Origin of the sequence: Bradyrhizobium sp. (assembly GCF_035309285.1) — a bacterium.
Lineage (GTDB): Bacteria > Pseudomonadota > Alphaproteobacteria > Rhizobiales > Xanthobacteraceae > Bradyrhizobium.
In genome coordinates, this window is record NZ_DATGFH010000105.1 from 18,789 (window position 1) to 36,658 (window position 17,870).

General features: G+C 63.7%; 13 protein-coding genes. 6 read left to right on the forward strand and 7 right to left on the reverse strand.

Going from position 1 to position 17,870, the window contains the following annotated elements:
- Positions 1 to 65: 65 nt before the first annotated feature.
- Together trpS and murJ are read right to left on the reverse strand one after the other, a co-directional pair.
- Positions 66 to 1,118: a tryptophan--tRNA ligase gene (trpS, locus tag VKR55_RS21215; protein ID WP_324406369.1), complete on the reverse strand. Its 1,053-nt coding sequence runs from the start codon at positions 1,116 to 1,118 to the stop codon at positions 66 to 68.
- Positions 1,119 to 1,169: 51 nt separating this feature from the next.
- A complete protein-coding gene (murJ, locus tag VKR55_RS21220) occupies positions 1,170 to 2,711 on the reverse strand; it encodes a murein biosynthesis integral membrane protein MurJ (RefSeq protein ID WP_324406371.1) in 1,542 nt (513 codons plus the stop codon).
- Between the two features lie 71 nt (positions 2,712 to 2,782).
- On the opposite strand from murJ, the gene VKR55_RS21225 reads away from it, so the two are divergent.
- Positions 2,783 to 3,784 carry an adenosine kinase gene (locus tag VKR55_RS21225; RefSeq protein ID WP_324406373.1) on the forward strand — a complete coding sequence of 334 codons (1,002 nt, stop codon included), beginning with the start codon at positions 2,783 to 2,785 and terminating at the stop codon, positions 3,782 to 3,784.
- 103 nt (positions 3,785 to 3,887) lie between these two features.
- Here VKR55_RS21225 and VKR55_RS21230 read toward each other — a convergent pair whose 3' ends face one another.
- Both VKR55_RS21230 and VKR55_RS21235 read right to left on the reverse strand, forming a co-directional pair.
- Complete coding sequence (locus tag VKR55_RS21230) at positions 3,888 to 5,582, reverse strand: AMP-binding protein (protein WP_324406375.1); 1,695 nt, start codon at positions 5,580 to 5,582, stop codon at positions 3,888 to 3,890.
- Between the two features lie 148 nt (positions 5,583 to 5,730).
- Positions 5,731 to 6,924, reverse strand: coding sequence for a serine hydrolase domain-containing protein (locus VKR55_RS21235; protein WP_324406376.1), 1,194 nt, complete (start codon positions 6,922 to 6,924; stop codon positions 5,731 to 5,733).
- A 350-nt stretch (positions 6,925 to 7,274) separates the two neighbouring features.
- On the opposite strand from VKR55_RS21235, the gene VKR55_RS21240 reads away from it, so the two are divergent.
- The 3 genes from VKR55_RS21240 (at position 7,275) to VKR55_RS21250 (ending at position 10,397) form a co-directional block, all read left to right on the forward strand.
- Complete coding sequence (locus tag VKR55_RS21240; RefSeq protein WP_324406377.1) at positions 7,275 to 7,595, forward strand: hypothetical protein; 321 nt, start codon at positions 7,275 to 7,277, stop codon at positions 7,593 to 7,595.
- A gap of 192 nt (positions 7,596 to 7,787) precedes the next feature.
- Entirely contained in the window at positions 7,788 to 9,284 is a 1,497-nt protein-coding gene (locus tag VKR55_RS21245) for an NAD-dependent succinate-semialdehyde dehydrogenase (protein WP_324406378.1), read from the forward strand.
- 474 nt (positions 9,285 to 9,758) lie between these two features.
- Complete coding sequence (locus tag VKR55_RS21250) at positions 9,759 to 10,397, forward strand: response regulator transcription factor (RefSeq protein ID WP_324406379.1); 639 nt, start codon at positions 9,759 to 9,761, stop codon at positions 10,395 to 10,397.
- Positions 10,398 to 10,656: 259 nt separating this feature from the next.
- Here VKR55_RS21250 and VKR55_RS21255 read toward each other — a convergent pair whose 3' ends face one another.
- Both VKR55_RS21255 and VKR55_RS21260 read right to left on the reverse strand, forming a co-directional pair.
- Entirely contained in the window at positions 10,657 to 13,809 is a 3,153-nt protein-coding gene (locus VKR55_RS21255) for a PAS domain S-box protein (protein WP_414642405.1), read from the reverse strand.
- On the reverse strand, positions 13,790 to 14,197 hold the full coding sequence (locus VKR55_RS21260) for a response regulator (RefSeq protein WP_324406381.1): 408 nt from the start codon (positions 14,195 to 14,197) through the stop codon (positions 13,790 to 13,792). The genes VKR55_RS21255 and VKR55_RS21260 overlap by 20 nt, the downstream gene beginning before the upstream one ends.
- Positions 14,198 to 14,434: 237 nt before the next feature.
- On the opposite strand from VKR55_RS21260, the gene araD reads away from it, so the two are divergent.
- Positions 14,435 to 16,180: an L-arabinonate dehydratase gene (gene araD, locus VKR55_RS21265; protein WP_324406383.1), complete on the forward strand. Its 1,746-nt coding sequence runs from the start codon at positions 14,435 to 14,437 to the stop codon at positions 16,178 to 16,180.
- Between the two features lie 110 nt (positions 16,181 to 16,290).
- Complete coding sequence (locus VKR55_RS21270; protein WP_324406385.1) at positions 16,291 to 17,010, forward strand: ribonuclease activity regulator RraA; 720 nt, start codon at positions 16,291 to 16,293, stop codon at positions 17,008 to 17,010.
- 113 nt (positions 17,011 to 17,123) lie between these two features.
- Here the strand turns inward: VKR55_RS21270 and VKR55_RS21275 are convergent, their stop codons facing one another.
- The gene (locus tag VKR55_RS21275) at positions 17,124 to 17,684 is read right to left on the reverse strand and encodes a flavin reductase family protein (RefSeq protein WP_324406386.1); all 561 of its coding nucleotides are present in this window, start codon (positions 17,682 to 17,684) and stop codon (positions 17,124 to 17,126) included.
- Positions 17,685 to 17,870: the final 186 nt, after the last annotated feature.

Here is a 17,870-nt window from a genome sequence, read left to right on the forward strand (position 1 = left end):
CCGCAAAGCGTCATCCCCGTCGCCGCAAGCCCCCTCCATTCGGGGAGGGCTTCGTGTTGCAGCAATTACGTCTTGCGGACATAGCCGACGATGTCCTTGGTCAGCTTCATGGTCTCGTCGGCGATCACCCGCGCCCGGTCGGCGCCGTCGACAAGGATCGCGTCGATGTGGCCGGGGTCGGCAACCAGCCGTTTCATCTCGCCGGCGATCGGCGAGAGCTTGGTGACGCACAATTCCACCAGCGAGTTCTTGAAACTCGAGAATTGCCCGCCGCCGAAATCCCGCAGCACCGCGGCCTTGCTCTTGTCCGCCAGCGCCGCATAGATGCCGACGAGATTGTCGGCCTCGGGCCGCGTCTCCAGTCCCTTCTCCTCGGTCGGCAGCGGCTCCGGATCGGTCTTCGCCTTGCGGATCTTCTGGGCGATGGTGTCGGCATCGTCGGTGAGATTGATGCGCGAATAGTCGGATGCGTCCGATTTCGACATCTTCTTGGTGCCGTCGCGCAGGCTCATGACCCGCGTCGCGGGCCCGGTGATGAATGGCTCCGGCAACGGGAAGAACATCCCGTCATTGGTGCCGTGCTTACGGATCGAGTCGCCGAAGTCGTTGTTGAACTTCTGCGCGATGTCGCGCGACAGCTCCAGATGCTGCTTCTGGTCCTCGCCGACCGGCACGTGGGTCGCGCGGTAGAGCAGGATGTCGGCCGCCATCAGCACCGGATAGTCGTAGAGACCGATCGATGCATTCTCGCGGTCCTTGCCGGCCTTCTCCTTGAACTGCGTCATGCGGTTCAGCCAGCCGATCCGCGCCACGCAATTGAAGACCCAGGTCAGCTCCGCATGTCCGGCCACCTGGCTCTGGTTGAACACGATGTGCTTCTTCGGATCGATGCCGCTGGCGATGAAGGCCGCGGTCACCTCGCGGGTGTTGCGCGCAAGCTCGGTCGGGCCGCCCCAGACGTCGAGCGGCATGGTGATAGCGTGCATGTCGACGACGCAATAGATGCAGTTGTGCGTCTTCTGCATCTTCACGAAGTTGACGATCGCGCCGAGGTAATTGCCAAGATGCAGATTGCCGGTCGGCTGGACGCCCGAAAAGACCCGTTCAACGAATGCCATCGTCCGTTCCCGCTAAGCTCGATTTTGGGGAAAGCGTTTGCCACGCAGGGCTTAACTGCGCAAGTCGCGAGGCGGCCTGATCGCGTTAACCAGCTCGCGCCAGGGCGTCACTTGAAGCGTCGCCAGAAGCCCGCCATAGGCCGCAATGGCGACGCCAATCAGCACAAGCAGGACGACGGCTTGCGCGAGCCGATGCGCGTGGCCGCCCGGCATGAATGGGGTTGCCAGCCATAGCAGGCAGCCCATGACCAGCGCGGCCGCGACGATGCGCGGCAGCCGCCGGCGCGCCGCCTGATCCAGCGAAAAGCCGAAAGCCGTGCTACCCAGCCGGATCAGGGAGAGCGCGTTGCTCCAGGCGCCGAGCGCGATGCTGGCTGCAATGCCGCTGGCGCCGAAGAAATGGCCAAGCAGCACCGCGAGGACGATCGCGACGAGGAAGGCGTTCAGCGTCGCGAGCAGCGGCGCCATGGTGTCTTCGCGCGCAAAGAAGGCCGGCGCCAGCGCCTTCACCAGCACGTGGGCCGGCAGGCCGATCGCAAGCCACATCAGCGCGCGCGAGGTCGACTGCGTGTCGGCCGCCGTGAACGCGCCATGCTCGAACAACAGCCGCACGATCGGTTCACGCAAAGCGATCAGCCCGAGCGTGGCGGGCAGGGCCAGTCCCACGGCGAGCTCCAGCGCGCGCGATTCGGCGCTTGCGATCAGGCTTTTGTCGCCGCCCTGCACTGCGCGCGTCAGTTCCGGGATCATCACCGTTCCCATGGCGACGCCGACAATGCCGAGCGGCAGCTCGATCAGGCGGTTGGCGAAATAGAGCCACGACACCGCAGACGGCGAGGACGAGGCGATGATCGCACCCGCGACGATCAGGAGCTGCGGTGCGGAGCTTGCGACCATGCCGGGGATCGCGCGCGCGAGAAAGCCACGCATCTCCGCATCGAAGCTGATGCGCAACGGCGCAGCGAGGTGTTCGCCACGGCTGAGCACCAGGATCGCGAGCTGCAGAAATCCCGCTGTCCCGACGGTCGCGGCCAATGCGAGCGCGACGATGCCCGGCTCCCTCGGCACGATGAAAAGCGCGGTCATCACCGCAATCAGTGTGATGTTGAACAACAGCGGCGAGAAGGCGGTGAGAAAGAATCGTCCCTGCGCGCTCGCCAGCGCCAGCAACACGGCGGCAGGACCGGCGAAGGCGAGATAAGGCAACATCAGCCGCGCGTTGGTCACGGCAAGGTGCACCGTCTCGCCGGCAAATCCCGGCGCGAGCAAGGCTATCACCAGCGGCATCAGGAAGCCGATCAGAATCGCGGCCGCAAACAAGGCTGCGCTGATGGTGCCGAGCACGCGCCCTGCGAAAGCCGCCGCTGCGGCAGCATCGGCCTCGCGCAGCCGCAGCCACGCCGGCACCAGCGCCGCGTTCAGCGCGCCTTCAGACAACAGCCGCCGTGCGATATTGACGAGCTGGAACGCGGCCAGGAAGGCGTCCGCGACCGGACCGGCGCCGAGCAGCGCCGCGATCATGGAATCGCGCAGGAAGCCCAGGAGACGCGAGGCCAGCGTGCCCGAAAAGACCGTGAGGAAGGAGCGGATCATCGGGCTTCTATAGCAGCGTTGGCTGTGTTAGGCCGCGTGCCTTGCAGTGATCCCAACAGGGTTTTGACGGAATGGCTGACGCAAAATACGACGTTCTCGGCATCGGCAACGCGCTTTTCGACGTGCTGGTCAGGACCGACGAGAAATTCCTCGCCAACCACGGCATGACCAAGGGCAGCATGGCGCTGATCGACGAGGCCCGCGCGGCCTCGATCTACCGCGACATGGGGCCGGCCACCATGATGTCCGGCGGGTCGGCCGCCAATACCATTGTCGGGATCGCAGGCTTCGGCGCCCGCGCCGCCTATGTGGGCAAGGTCAAGCAGGACGAGATCGGCGGGCTCTACATCCACGACATCCGCGCCGCCGGCGTTGCTTTCGACACCAGGCCTGCGGCCGATGGCCCGGCCACCGGCTGTTCCTACATCCTGGTCACGGGCGACGGCGAGCGCACGATGAACACCTATCTCGGCGCGGCGCAGGAGCTCGTTCCGTCCGACATCGATCCCGCCGAGATCGCGGCGGCGCAAATCGTCTATCTCGAGGGCTATCTCTGGGATCCGAAGGACGCCAAGGACGCCTTCGTGAAGGCGGCAACGATTGCGCATGGCGCCGGCCGGCAGGTCGCGCTGACGCTGTCGGATGCGTTCTGCGTCGATCGCTACCGCGATGAGTTCCTCGATCTGATGCGCAAGGGCACGGTCGATCTGGTGTTCGCCAACGAGGCCGAGCTGCACTCGCTGTACCGGACCTCGGACTTCGACGCCGCGCTGAAGGAGCTGCGCAAGGACGTCAAGCTTGGCGTCGTCACCCGCAGCGAAAAGGGCTGCGTGGTGGCGTCACGCGACGGCGTCGTCGCGGTGCCGGCCTCGCCGATCAACGAGCTGGTCGACACCACCGGTGCCGGCGATCTGTTCGCCGCAGGTTTCCTGTTCGGCCTCGTTCGCAATGCCGGCTACGAAAACGCCGGCCATCTTGGTGCGCTCGCCGCTGCCGAAGTGATCCAGCACATCGGCGCGCGACCGCAGGTGTCGCTGAAGGAGCTGGCGCAGCAAGCGGGACTGCCGGTGTAGAGTTCATTCGTCATTCCGGGGCGCGTCGAAGACGCGAACCCGGAATCTCGAGATTCCGGGTCTGGTCCTTCGGACCATCCCGGAATGACGGCGCAACAAGTCCTCACGCCGTCTTCGCGGCCTTCAGCCCGAGCCGCGCCTCGACCGCTTCGCGCATCAGGAATTTCTGGATCTTGCCGGTGACGGTCATCGGGAATTCGTCGACGAACTCCACATAGCGCGGGATCTTGTTGTGCGCGATCTGGCCGTCGCAGAATGCGCGCACCTCTTCGGCGGTGAGCGTTTCGCCTGGGCGCATCCGGACCCAGGCGCAGAGTTCCTCGCCGTAGCGGTCGTCGGCGACGCCGAACACCTGCACGTCCTGGATTTTCGGGTGGCGATACAGAAACTCCTCGATCTCTCGCGGATAGAGATTCTCGCCGCCGCGGATCACCATGTCCTTGATGCGGCCGACGATGTTGCAATAGCCCTCGGCGTCGATGACGCCGAGGTCGCCGGTATGCATCCAGCCGGCCTCGTCGAGCACCTCGGCGGTCTTTTCGCGCTCGTCCCAATAGCCGAGCATGATGCTGTAGCCGCGGGTGCAGAGCTCGCCGCGCTCGCCGCGCGGCACGATGCGGCCCTCGAGATCGACGACCTTGACCTCGACATGCGGATGAATGCGGCCAACCGTCGACACCCGCCGCTCCAGGGGATCGTCGACCGCACTCTGGAAGCTCACCGGGCTGGTCTCGGTCATGCCATAGGCGATCGTCACCTCGCGCATGTTCATCTCGCTGTTGACGCGCTTCATCACCTCGATCGGGCAGGGCGCGCCCGCCATGATGCCGGTGCGCAGCGATTTCAAATTGAAGCGCGAGAACTCGGGATGGTCGAGCTGGGCGATGAACATGGTCGGCACGCCGTAAAGCGTCGTGCACTTCTCCTGCTCGATCGTTTTCAGCGTGATCAGCGGATCGAAGCCTTCGCCCGGATAGACCATGGTTGAGCCGAGCGTGACGCAGGCAAGATTGCTCATGACCATGCCGAAGCAGTGATAAAGCGGCACCGGCGTGCAGATGCGATCCTGTTCGGTCAGCTTCATGGCACGGCCGGTGAAATAGCCATTGTTGAGGATGTTATGATGGGTCAGCGTCACGCCCTTGGGCGAGCCCGTGGTGCCGCTGGTGAATTGAATGTTGACCGCATCGTCGAATTGCAGGATCTCGCCGAGCGCGGCAAGCTGCTCGCGATGCCGCGCGCCGCCCATCCGCGTGACCTCTTCGAACGGAATGGCGCCCGGAGCGGCCGGCCCGCCGATCTGGATCACCGCGCGCAATTTCGGCAGTTTCGCCGAACGCAAATGCCCGGGCTCAGAGGCCGCGAGCTCCGGAATCAGCGTGTTCAGCATGCCCATGTAATTGCTGGTCTTGAACGCGGTCGCGGTGACGATCGCGGCGCAGCCGACCTTGTGAAGCGCAAATTCCAGCTCGCTCAGGCGATAAGCGGGATTGATGGTGACCAGGATCAGCCCGGCCCTGGCGGCGGCAAACTGGGTGAGCGTCCATTCGGGCCGGTTCAGCGACCAGATGCCGATCCGCTCGCCGCGCTGCAGCCCGAGCGCAAGGAAGCCCGCGGCCAGCGCATCGACACGCTCGGCAAATTCCTTCCAGGTCCAGCGCACATCGTGGCTGGGCGAGACCAAAGCTTCGCGATTGCCCCAGCGCTCCACCGCCTTGTCGAGACTGCGGCCGATCGTCTCGCCGAGCAGCGGCACATCGGAAATGCCGGAAACATAACTGTCGACCCTATTGGCCATCGCTGTCCTCCCTCTCGTGCGCGTGTGCTTGCGTTCGCGCCATCCTAGTGAATTGGCGCGCAGCCGGACAGGCCCGACTTAGGGCGAGGACGGGGGAACGTCCCTCCCCCGCAAAGGGGGAGGGAAGACCACTCACGGTGTCAGCGCGTTACGCCGCTTTCTGGCCGCTGCCGGCGTCGAGCCCGGCATAGACGCCGCGTTCGAAGCCCGCAAAGGCCTCGAGGCACTTGCCATCTGCGAACGGCAGGACCTGCATCAGGATCACACCGCAGACATCGCGCGACGGGTCGATCCAGAAATAGGTGTTGGCGAGCCCGGCCCAGGCGAGGCTGCCGGGGCTGCGGCCTTCCGGTGTCTTCGCGGTGTTGATCAGGAAGCTCAGACCCCACTTCTTCACCTGGTCCGGATAGAGATCGACGTCGTTGGTGTAAATCGGCGCCGCCGAGATCATCTTGGTCACGCTGAGCTCACCGATGTGGTTCTTGCTCATCATCTCGACTGTGTCGGCCTTGAGCACCTGGTTGCCGTTGCCTTTGCCCTTGTTCAGGATCATCTGGCAGAACTTGATATAATCGGCCGCGGTCGAATAGAGCCCGCCGCCGCCCATGTGGAACTCCGGATTCTGCTCCAGCTCGAACGGAAGCGGCGCGAGCTTGCCGTCCTCGCCGCGCACGTGCATGCCGACCAGGCGCTTGCGCATGTCATCGGTGATCTTGAAGCCGGTGTCGCTCATGCCAAGCGGCGTGAACAGTTGGTCGCGCAGATACGCATCGAGCCGCTTGCCGCTCACGGCTTCCACCGCCTTGCCGACGAAGTCGATATTGGTGCCGTATTCCCAGCGCGTGCCGGGATCGCTCGCGAGCGGCGCTTTCAGCGCAGCATTCTGGCAGGTGGTGATTCCGGGAGTGCCAGTTTTCTCCAGATAGGTCGCCTTGTCGCTGTTCCACAGCTCGTAGCAGAAGCCGGCGGTGTGGGTCATGAGCTGGCGCAGCGTGATCAGCTTCTTTGCCGGCCGCAGCTTCGGCTGGCCACTCGCATCAAAGCCTTCGAGCACCTGGGGCGTTGCCAGATCGGGCAACACCTTGCCGATCGGCTCGTCCAGGGAGAGCTTGCCCTGCTCGACGAGCTGCATCGCGCCGGCGACGGTGACCGCCTTTGTCATCGAGGCGATCCAGAACACACTGTCGGCGGTCATCGGATCGGGCTTGGACAGGTCGCGCTTGCCGAACGCGCCTTGGTAGATCACGTCCTTGCCGCTCGCGGCCATCGCGACCACGCCGGGGATTTCCTGCGCGTCGCTTTTTTGACGCAGAATCTGATCGATCTGAGCCTTGCTCTGCATGGGGTCTCCTCCCGCTTGTATTTTTGGAAGTGGCGCGATCATCCACCCGCGCGCGGCATCCCGCAAGCAAGCTCGAATGGTCGACTTGCTACGGTCGCGATGTCGTGATGGATGCCCGCGTGGGAAAAAGTCTTGAAACCGATACAGAATTGCAACACTTCGCCACAATTTCCGGTGAATAGCCGGCGGCGACGGTGACCCCCGAAATACCAGACGATATGCTTATTTTCGGCAGGGGCCTGTCGAACTATCTTTTCAGTAAAGCGTTGAGAACGCGGTCAAATCGGCGTTTGTCGATCGCATCTTTGATTCAAAATGTTTGCGGCCGACGATGCCGCTAGGGGAAGGCAATGATTTCGACCTGGAGTGAATGGAAGCGCTACCCCCGTTCGGGGCGCGGCGAAAATCTCGAAGCGCCGATCTCGCCCGGTATCTATGAAGTTCGCTTTGCCGGTACGGGCGCGCTGCACTCGTTCGGCGCGGTCGATAACGTCGCCCAGGCGCTCTCGCTGCTGCCGGTCGGCGCGAAGTCGTGGTTCGGCCGCCGCGATGCAGCCGAAACTCCGGATCTCGAATACCGCACTTGCGCCACCTCGACCAAGGCGGATGCCAAGGCGGCCGCCGAACGCATGATTGGCCGGCGTGAAACCTACATGAGCGGCGCGGCCTGAATTTGTCATTCCGGGGCGATGCTCGGCATCGAACCCGGAATCTCGAGATTCCGGGTCTGGTCTTTCGACCATCCCGGAATGACGAAGATCTCTCAAGATTGCTGAAGGCAGCCCAGCGTTAGCGCCCGGTGCATGGCGGGTGGATTGAGCCTATATTCGGCCCAACACCCGCAAAACCTTGGGAGCAATGCCATGACCCCGACCGCCGCCGCACGCGCTTCGCACGCCTCCGCCCCCTCGCTTCGTGATCGCCTCAAGGACGCCTCGCTGCTCCGCGACCGCTGCTACATCGATGGCGCTTGGGTCGGCACGCCGTCGCGGCCGGTGACCAATCCGGTCAATGGCGTCGAGCTTGCCAAGGTGCCGGTCATGAGCACCGCGGAGACGACGCAGGCGGTCGAAGCCGCCGAGCGCGCCTTTCCGGCCTGGGCCAAGCTCACGGCAAAGCAGCGCTCCAATACCTTACGCAAATGGTTCGAGCTGATCGCGGCCAACCGCGAGGACCTCGCGCTGATCCTCACCTCCGAGCAGGGCAAGCCTCTGACCGAGTCGCTCGGCGAGGTTGACATCAGCGGCGCCTATGTCGAGTTCTTCGCCGAGGAGGCGCGCCGCGTCTATGGCGAAACCATTCCGACCCAGCGTGCCGATGCGCGTCTGCTTGCGATCAAGCAGCCGATCGGCGTCTGCGGCGCGATCACGCCGTGGAATTTCCCGAGCTCGATGATCACCCGCAAAGTGTCGCCGGCGCTCGCGGCCGGCTGCACCGTGGTGCTCAAGCCCGCCAACGAGACGCCGCTCAGCGCGCTGGCGCTGGTTGCGCTCGCCGAGAAAGCCGGCGTGCCCAAGGGCGTGTTCAACGTGCTGACCGGCAATTCGTCGGCGATCGGCAAGGTCCTGTGCGAGCATCCCGCCGTGCGCTTCGTCGGCTTCACCGGCTCGACCGAGGTCGGCAAGATCCTCTATCAGCAGGCTTCCGTCGGCGTGAAGAAGCTCGGGCTCGAGCTCGGCGGCAACGCGCCCTTCGTCGTGTTCGACGATGCCGATATCGACGCGGCGGTCGAGGGCGCCATCGTCTCGAAATACCGCAACATGGGTCAGACCTGCGTCTGCGCCAACCGCATTTACGCGCAGGACAGGATCTACGACGAGTTCGTGGCAAAGCTCTCCAAGAAGGTCGCGGCGATGAAGGTCGGCGACGGCGCCGAGCAGGGCGTGGTGCAGGGGCCGTTGATCAACATGGACGCCGTGCTGAAAGTCGAAAAGCATATCGACGACGCCTTAAAGGGCGGCGCCAAGGTCATCACCGGCGGCAAGCGTCATTCCCTTGGCGGCACCTTCTTCGAGCCGACCGTGCTCGCCAATGTGAAACCAGATGCGCTGGTCGCCCATGAAGAAACATTTGGTCCGCTGGCGCCGGTGTTCCGCTTCAAGGACGAGGCCGAGGTGATCGCGTTGTGCAACAAATCGCCGTTCGGTCTCGCTTCGTATTTCTACGCGCGCGATCTCGGCCGCGTCTGGCGCGTCGCGGAAGCGCTGGAATCCGGCATGGTCGGCGTCAACACCGGTCTCATCACCACCGAAGTCGCGCCCTTCGGCGGCGTCAAGGAAAGCGGGCTGGGCCGCGAAGGCTCGCATCACGGCATGGAAGAATATGTCGAGATCAAATACGTGATGATGGCGGGCGTGTAGCCGTCGCGCGTCGTCGCGCGGCCTTGGAACCGTCGGTTCTCTTTCATAGGTGCGGGGGCCGGCGCGGGCGATGTGCGCGAGAAGCTGTGCGGCTCCGGAGCAATCGGAGGCGGTGGTCCGCTTGACGATGCGGCGAAGGTTCCGGTCGGACGGCAGGCGCGTCGGAACCCGGTGAGACCTGAACGTTTTGCGCTGCGGAAAGGCCAGAGATCGCGGCGTCGATGCGGCGCCGATCGGCGTGATGCCGGTCTGGACTTGCTCGACCATCGACTTCAGGTTTCATTTGCCATGATCTGTCGTCGGCTCCCGAGCGGCATCTTGCCTGGTTGTTCACCTTGTGAGTAGCCTAGGTATCACGCTACTTGTGGGTTAAGTGCTTGTCCCCTACAAATATGCGAGCGTCGATTCCGGGCCGGACATGCTTGGGGTCTGACGAGTGCGCGTCATGATCAACTTGGCTCGGGATGATGGCACATGACTGAAAAAAGTGCGCCGCGTGGCGAGATCTTTGTGGTCGACGATGATCCCGCAGTCCGCGATACGTTGTCCATGGTGCTGTCCGCGGGCGGCTATGAGGTGATCTGTTTCGCCGATGGCGCAGCGCTGCTTTCGGTGACGCGCAACCGCACGCCGGCGGCCATCCTGCTCGACGTGCACATTCCCGGAAAATCCGGTCTCGATATCCTGAAGGAACTGCATGGTGAGGATTATCCCGCGCCGATCTTCATGATCTCGGGACAGGGCGACATCGCGATGGCGGTCTCTGCCATCAAGAGCGGCGCGCTCGACTTCATCGAGAAGCCGTTCCGCGGCAGCGAGATCGTGGCGCGGCTGGATGAGGCGATCGGCGCCTATGCACGCCGGCAGAAGCAGAACCCCGGGTCGAATATCGCCACGTTGCACTTCCCCGGCCGTGAGCCGCTGACGCGCCGGGAGCGCGAGGTGCTGGAACAATTCACCTCGGGTGCTTCCAACAAGGAGGCGGGACGGACGCTGGGGATCAGCCCGCGCACGATCGAGGATCACCGCGCCAACATCATGAAGAAGCTGGGCGCGAAAAATGCCGCCGACCTCGTGCGCATCGTGATGACGGCGCAGCAGCGCGCGTCGTGATTTGATGCCGAATTAATTGAATCGCTCGCCGCGAATTCGGTTCACCTCTCCCCGGCGGGGAGAGGCATAGGCTGCCTCTGGCAGCCGTTCCCAAGAACGCCGAAGCGAAGCTTCGGCTATGTTGCGAAGCAATCCGGGTGAGGGGTTTTTGCTCTCACGATAGACCGTAACCCCTCACCCGATTTGCTGGCGCAAATCGACCTCTCCCAAAGGGAGAGGTGAGGACGTCCGATGCCGTACCAGGTGAACCTAATTTCACTCAGCCTTCGAGCGCCCTGCGGATCATTCGCGCGAGATCGGACTTGCGGTAGGGCTTGGCGAGCAGCAGCACGCCGGAATCCAGCCTGCCGTGATGCACGATGGCATCCTCGGTATAGCCTGACGTGTACAGCACTTTCAGATCCGGCCGATCCTTGCGGATCGCATCGGCGAGTTGCCGCCCGTTCATGGAGCCCGGCATGATCACGTCGGTGAACAACAGATCGAAGCCCGGGTTTTTCGCCACCAGCGCGAGTGCCTGGACGGCATTGGCTGCGTCGAGCGTGGCGTAGCCGAGCGTACGAAGCTGCGTCAGCACGTAGTCGCGCACCAGCCGGTCATCCTCAACCACGAGAATCGTTTCGTGACCGCCCTGGAGCTCGCCATCTGTTTCCGCGCCGGTTGCCGGTAACGTGCCGCTGCCCGGCGGCAAATACATGCGGATCGTCGTGCCCTGGCCTTCCTCGCTGTAGACCTTGATGTGGCCTGCCGACTGCTTGATGAAGCCGTAGACCATGGAAAGCCCGAGGCCGGTGCCCTTGCCCGGCCCCTTCGAGGTGAAGAACGGGTCGAACACGCGGTCGAGGATCGCCGCGGGAATGCCGTGGCCGGTGTCGCTCACGGCGATCATGGCATAGGCGCCGGGCCGAACATCCTCGTTCATGCTTGCATAAGCCTCGTCGAGATAGGCGAGCCCGGTTTCCAGGATGAGCTTGCCGCCGTCCGGCATCGCGTCGCGCGAGTTCAGCGCAAGATTGATAATGGCGGTCGCAAGCTGGTTGGGGTCGACGATGGCGATGCAGGGATCGTCCTTGAACAGCAATTCGATCTCGATGTGTTCGCCAAGCGTCGGCCGCAGCAGCTTTGCGGTGTCGACGATCAGGAGGTTGGTGTCGGTCTCGCGCGGCTGCAGCGGCTGGCGTCGCGCAAATGCAAGCAGATGCTGGGTCAGATCGGCGCCGCGTGCGGCGGCCTCGTCGATCATCTTCGTGATCGCAGTAAGCTGCGGCTGGTCGGCCACCGCGGTGGCGAGGATTTCGATGGTGCCGGTGATGACGGTCAGGATATTGTTGAAGTCGTGGGCGATGCCGCCGGTAAGCTGGCCGATCGCCTCCATCTTTTCCGACTGCCGGATGCGCTCCTCCGCGGCGATCTTGTCGGTCAGGTCGCGGACGAAGGCGTTGAACAGGAAGCCGTCGCGGCGCCTCAATTCGGTGATGCTGAGTTCGACCTTGATGTCCGTTCCGTCGCGGCGCAGTGCGTCGATCTCAACGCGGCGGCCGAGGATGGCGGCTTCACCGCTGCGCAGGAAGCGCTGCAGTCCGGCCGTGTGTGAGGTGCGGTGCCGCTCCGGAACGATCAGCGCGCCGAGCTTTTGCCCGATCGCCTCACTGCGGCTCCAGCCGAAGACCTTTTCGGCCTGCGAGTTCCAGTCAGTGATCGTCCCGCTGTCGTTCATCTGAATGAAGGCGTCGAGCGAGGTATTGATGATGCCGCGTGACAGCTCCGCGCTCTCGCGCAAGGTTTCCTGCGCGTACCGGCTTTCGGTCATGTCGCGACCGACGAAGAAATAGCGCTTGACCGGTTCGGACCAGGTGCCGAGCCACGACAGCCACACCTCGCGTCCGTCCTTGTGGATGCAGCGCGTATCCGACAGGTTGTTTCTTTGTCCGCGGCGCGCGGCGCGCATCTCCTCGCGCGCCTGCGCGAGATCGTCGGAGTGAATGAAGTCGACGCCGCCGCGGCCGGTCACCTCCTCCGGCCGATAACCCAGGATCGTCTCGCAGCTCGGGCTGATCTGCACGATATGGCCTCTGGCATCAAGCACCACGATCAGGTCCTGCGAGGTCTCGAAGATACGCCGGCGCTCTTCCAGCGCGGCTGCCTGGGCATTGGCTTCGCCGATCGCCCGCGCGAACGCGCGCGCAAGCACGCCGGTCTCGCCGCCGGCATCGACGGGGATCGCCGGCGCATTGCTCCGGCCGAGGCCCTCGACGGCTGCCGTCAGGCGCAGGATCGGCCGGGTCAGGGAGCGCGCGACGAACACGGCCACCACCCCCGCGAATAGCGTCGCCACCAGGCCGACGAGCAGCGCGGTATTCCGGATCGTCGTCTCCACCGCCGTGAACACCGAATTCGGCACCGTCTCGATGATGCCAAGCCACTGCTTGCCGGCGAGGACGGCGGGCGCCAGCGCGGCGCCGCCGGCGCGTCCATCCTGGTCCGCGACGATCCGCGCGCCGCCTCCAGCCGCATTGAGCAAATGAGCGAAGTAAGGAAAGTCCGCCTGCCAATGGGCGGGCTTGCCGAGCTGCGAGCCGAACTCGCGCCTCGGATCGGGATGAACGAGATAGTCGCCGGTCGGGCTGACGACATAGACCTGCTCGCCGGGACGCGCCGGCACGCGGATACGGGCAAACACCGGTCGCATGTCGACATTGATGACGACAATGCCAAACAACTTGCCGTCGGGCGCATAGAACGGCGCGGCGATGCGCAGAGTCGGCACATGCGGGGTTTCGAGGACGCCGTTCTCCCGGTTGAGCTCGACGGGCGAAACATAGATGTCGTTGGCGGGTGCCTTGAGCGTCTCGTTGAAGTAGCGCTCGTTGGCGGTCTGCTTGAGTTCCGAATCGGGAGCGACGCGGACCGCGCCGTTTGGTCCGGAACGGTCGATGCGGATGATCTCACGGCCGCCGTCCTCGATGCCGATGAAGCGGAATTCCGAATAAGCCGGCTTGGCGGCAACTTCAGCGGACATGCGCCTCTGCAGGCGCTGGCGCCACCGGGCTTCGCTGACGTGATCCACCGGATCGATCCCACCATTGAGATGGGCGGTGACAATGCCGTTAGCCGCGGCGCGCGAGCGGAAGGTCGTGACGTCGGCGCGCGCGCCACGCACATAGGATTGCAGATCGGCCGCCAGCAGCTTCGAATGGTTTTCGACGCGATCGAGGATGCGGGGCAGCAACGCCTGTTCAAGACTGCGGTAGCTGAGCCAGCCGACGGCGGACACCGCGATCACCACCAAAAGGATCATGGCGGTTGCGAGCCGGGTGGTGAGTGTCGGTGCGAAGGTGACGCCGTGATGCCCTACCGCATCGTCGGGCAAAGCCGGTAAAGCCGTCCTGGCGTCAACGTTGAGAGGCGACATTGCGATCCCGCGCGGCCAGGCAATTCCCGACCAATTCGAGCAGGGCTGCCGGCTTGAACGGTTTTGGCAGGCTGGAGACGGCGCCCAGCTTGATCGCCATAGCGAGAAAATCGGGCTCCTTGGCGGCGTCCTGAACCAGCGGCCGGCCCGAGATCACGATGATGGGAACCTCCGGCCGTTGCCGGTGGATGTGGCGCATGGTCTCGATCCCATCCATCCCCGGCATGAAGATGTCGAGGAACAGGAGATCGAAGTCGCCATTCTCGAACGCCGCAACGCCCTTCTGGCCGTCGCTTGCAACCACCACGCCGTGTCCGGCCCGCTCGAGCAAGAGGCGGATGGTTATCTGTACCGCGGGGTCGTCGTCGACGACCAGGATCCTAGCCAAGGCTCGTCCCCCACCCCGTCGTTCGAATCGCAGGCAACGGCAGGTTGCAGAACTAACGCTGAATCTCGCAATTTTCGCAAGCCTCGATTTCGCCGCGGTCTCTCCTCGTCTGGAACGCAATTCGACTTGTTCCATATGCCTATTTCCGGGCAGATAGCGGCATCGCCCGTCTTGGGCTTGCCCGCTTTGGATCGCCCGTGACATGTGGCCTGACGATGTCTCAACAGGTGCTTAAGGATGACAGTCAAAACCGACAGGAAGAAGCCGGAAACGCTCCGCAGCGCGCGCTGGTTTGCGCCGGATGATTTGCGCGCCTTCGGCCACCGCTCGCGCGCGATGCAGATGGGTTACGCGCCGGAGGAGTGGAAGGATCGTCCGGTGATTGCGATCCTCAACACCTGGTCGGACGCGCAGCCCTGTCACATGCATTTCAGGAGCCGCATCGACGACGTCAAGCGCGGCGTGCTGATGGCGGGCGGCTTTCCGATCGAGCTGCCGGCGCTGTCCCTGTCGGAGTCGCTGCTCAAGCCCACCACCATGCTCTACCGCAACCTGCTCGCGATGGATGCGGAAGAGCTGTTGCGCGGCCATCCGGTCGATGGCGTGGTGCTGATGGGCGGCTGCGACAAGACCACGCCGGCGCTTTTGCTGGGCGCCACCAGCATGAATCTGCCGGCGATCTATCTGCCGGCGGGTCCGATGCTGCGCGGCAACTGGAAGGGCAAAACGCTCGGCTCCGGTTCTGACGCCTGGAAATACTGGGACGAGCGGCGCGCCGGAAAGATCTCGGACAAGGACTGGATCGACATGGAGGCCGGCATCGCCCGCAGCTATGGCACCTGCATGACCATGGGCACGGCGTCCACCATGACCGCGATCGCGGAAGCGATCGGCATGACGCTGCCGGGCGCATCCTCGATACCGGCGGCCGATGCGAACCACATCCGCATGGCCTCCGAATGCGGCCGCCGCATCGTCGAGATGGTGTGGGAGGATCTGACGCCGAAACAGATCCAGACACGAAGAGCGTTCGAGAATGCGATCGCGGTCGCGATGGCGATGGGCTGCTCGACCAATGCGATCATCCATCTGATCGCACAGGCGCGCCGCGCCGGCCAGGACATCGGTCTCGACGATTTCGAGAAGGCGAGCCGCAAGGTGCCCGTAATCGCCAATGTCAGGCCAAGCGGGGACAAATACCTGATGGAGGATTTCTTCTATGCCGGCGGCCTGCCGGGCCTGATGGGCCGCATCAAGGACCATCTTCATCTCGATTGCCTCACGGTCTCCGGCAAGACGCTCGGCGAGACCATCGCGGGCGCCGAAGTCTACAATGACGACGTCATCCGCACCGTCCAAAACCCGATCTACAAGGAAGGCGCGCTGGCCGTGCTCAAGGGCAACCTCGCGCCCGACGGCTGCGTGATCAAGCCAAGCGCCTGCGACCCGCGCTTCCTCAAACACACCGGGCCGGCGCTGGTGTTCGACGATTATCCGGCGATGAAAAAGGCGGTCGACGATCCGAATCTCGAGGTCACCGCCGATCACGTGCTGATCCTGCGCAATGCCGGGCCGCAGGGCGGGCCGGGCATGCCGGAATGGGGCATGCTGCCGATTCCCACAAAACTCGTGAAACAGGGCGTGCGCGACATGGTGCGGCTGTCGGATGCGCGCATGAGCGGCACCAGCTATGGTGCGTGCATCCTGCACGTCTCGCCGGAATCCTTTGTCGGCGGGCCGCTCGCGCTCGTGCGCAATGGGGACATGATCACGCTCGATGTCGCCGCGCGCACCATCAATCTCGATGTGAGCGAGGCCGAGCTCGCCAGGCGCCGCGCCGCATGGAAGCAGCCCGCGCACCGCTTCGAGCGCGGCTATGGCTGGATGTTTTCGAAACACATCAGGCAGGCTCATGAAGGCTGCGATTTCGATTTCCTCGAGACCGGTTTTGGCAGGCCGGTCGATGAGCCTGCGATTTATTGATTCAACCCGTCGTTCCGGGGCGCCTCGAAGAGGCGAACCCGGAACCTCGAGATTCCGGGTCTGGTCCTTCGGACCATCCCGGAATGACGGTCAACCAGGACGAAGAGCAAATGCCCAAATTCAGCGACGCCAGCCGCAACAAGCTCAAGACCGTCTCCACCGCCACCGTTGCGACCGCGCTGTTCAAGCGCGGCTTTCGCATCCAGTGCATTCAGGACGTGCATCCCTTGAGCCCCAACCAGCCGACCATGGTCGGTGAAGCTTTCACGCTGCGCTACATGCCGGCGCGCGAGGATCTCAACAAGATCGACGTCTTTCGCGACCGCTCGCATCCCCAGCGCAAGGCGATCGAGGAATGTCCGCCGGGTGCCGTGCTGGTGATGGACAGCCGCAAGGATGCGCGCGCGGCCAGTGCCGGCGCGATCCTGGTGACACGCCTGATGCAGCGCGGCTGCGCCGGCGTCGTCACCGACGGCGGCTTCCGCGATTCCGGCGAGATCGCAAAACTCGGCTTTCCCGCCTTCCATCACCGCCCCAGCGCGCCGACGAATCTCACGCTGCATCAGGCGATCGAGATCAACGTCCCGATCGGTTGCGGCGACGCTCCGGTATTTCCAGGCGACGTCATCCTCGGCGATTGCGACGGCGTCATCGTCATCCCCGCGCATCTCGCCGATGAGATCGCCGACGAAACCTTCGAGATGACGGCGTTCGAGGATTTTGTCGCCGAAGAAGTGGGCAAAGGCCGCGGTATCTTCGGGCTATATCCGGCGACGGATGAGCAGACGCTGAAGGATTTTGCGATGTGGCGGAACATGAAGGGGAGGTAAGGTAAGAAAGGCCTCGTCATGCCCGGGCTTGACCCGGGCATCCATCAAAGCAAAAGACTCTTTGAAGTGATGGATTGCCGGGTCAAGCCCGGCAATGACGAACTACCTTAAGGTCATAGCATCCCCGGCCGGAACAGCCTGCGCCACTTCTTCGTCTCGCTGCCCGAGATCATGAACTCGCCGTCACCGCGATAATGGATCGTCTTCGGCAGTTTTGGCGATGTCGCCACATGAGCCTTCACCACCTCGAATACGAACACATTGTATTCCTTCGCCCAGCCGGCGTCCGCCAGCGTGCATTCGAAATTGGCGTAGCATTCGTCGATCAACGGCGCGCGCACATGCGTGCCGGGCTTCGGCGTCAGGCCGAACGCGAAGAATTTGTCGATTTCGCGCCCCGACGTATTGCCGATCTTCACCACGGTCTCTGCGATATCGACGGTGGGGATGTTGATCACGCATTGCCGGCTGTTGCGGATGAGGTCAAAACTGTGATTGCCGCTCGAGATCAGGCAGGCGATAAGTGCTGGTGAAAATTCCATCATCATGTGCCAGCCCATGGTCATGATGTTGACCTGATCCTTGTGGGCGGAGCTGACGAGGACGATCGGCCCGGGCTCGAGGAAACGGCGGATGTTGTGGGTCGGGAAGTCCTTCTTGGTGTAGCGGGGCATGGTTATCTCCGTCGTCCCCGGGCAAGGGAGCAAAGCGAGCGCGACCCGGGACCCATGAGCTCGTCATTGCGAGCCAACGGGTCCGCGCGAATGCGCGGCCCGATGACAGGCTCAATCCACGCCTCAGCCCGGAGCGCTATGGATTGCTTCGTCGCTTTCGCTCCTCGCAATGACGACAACATCGCT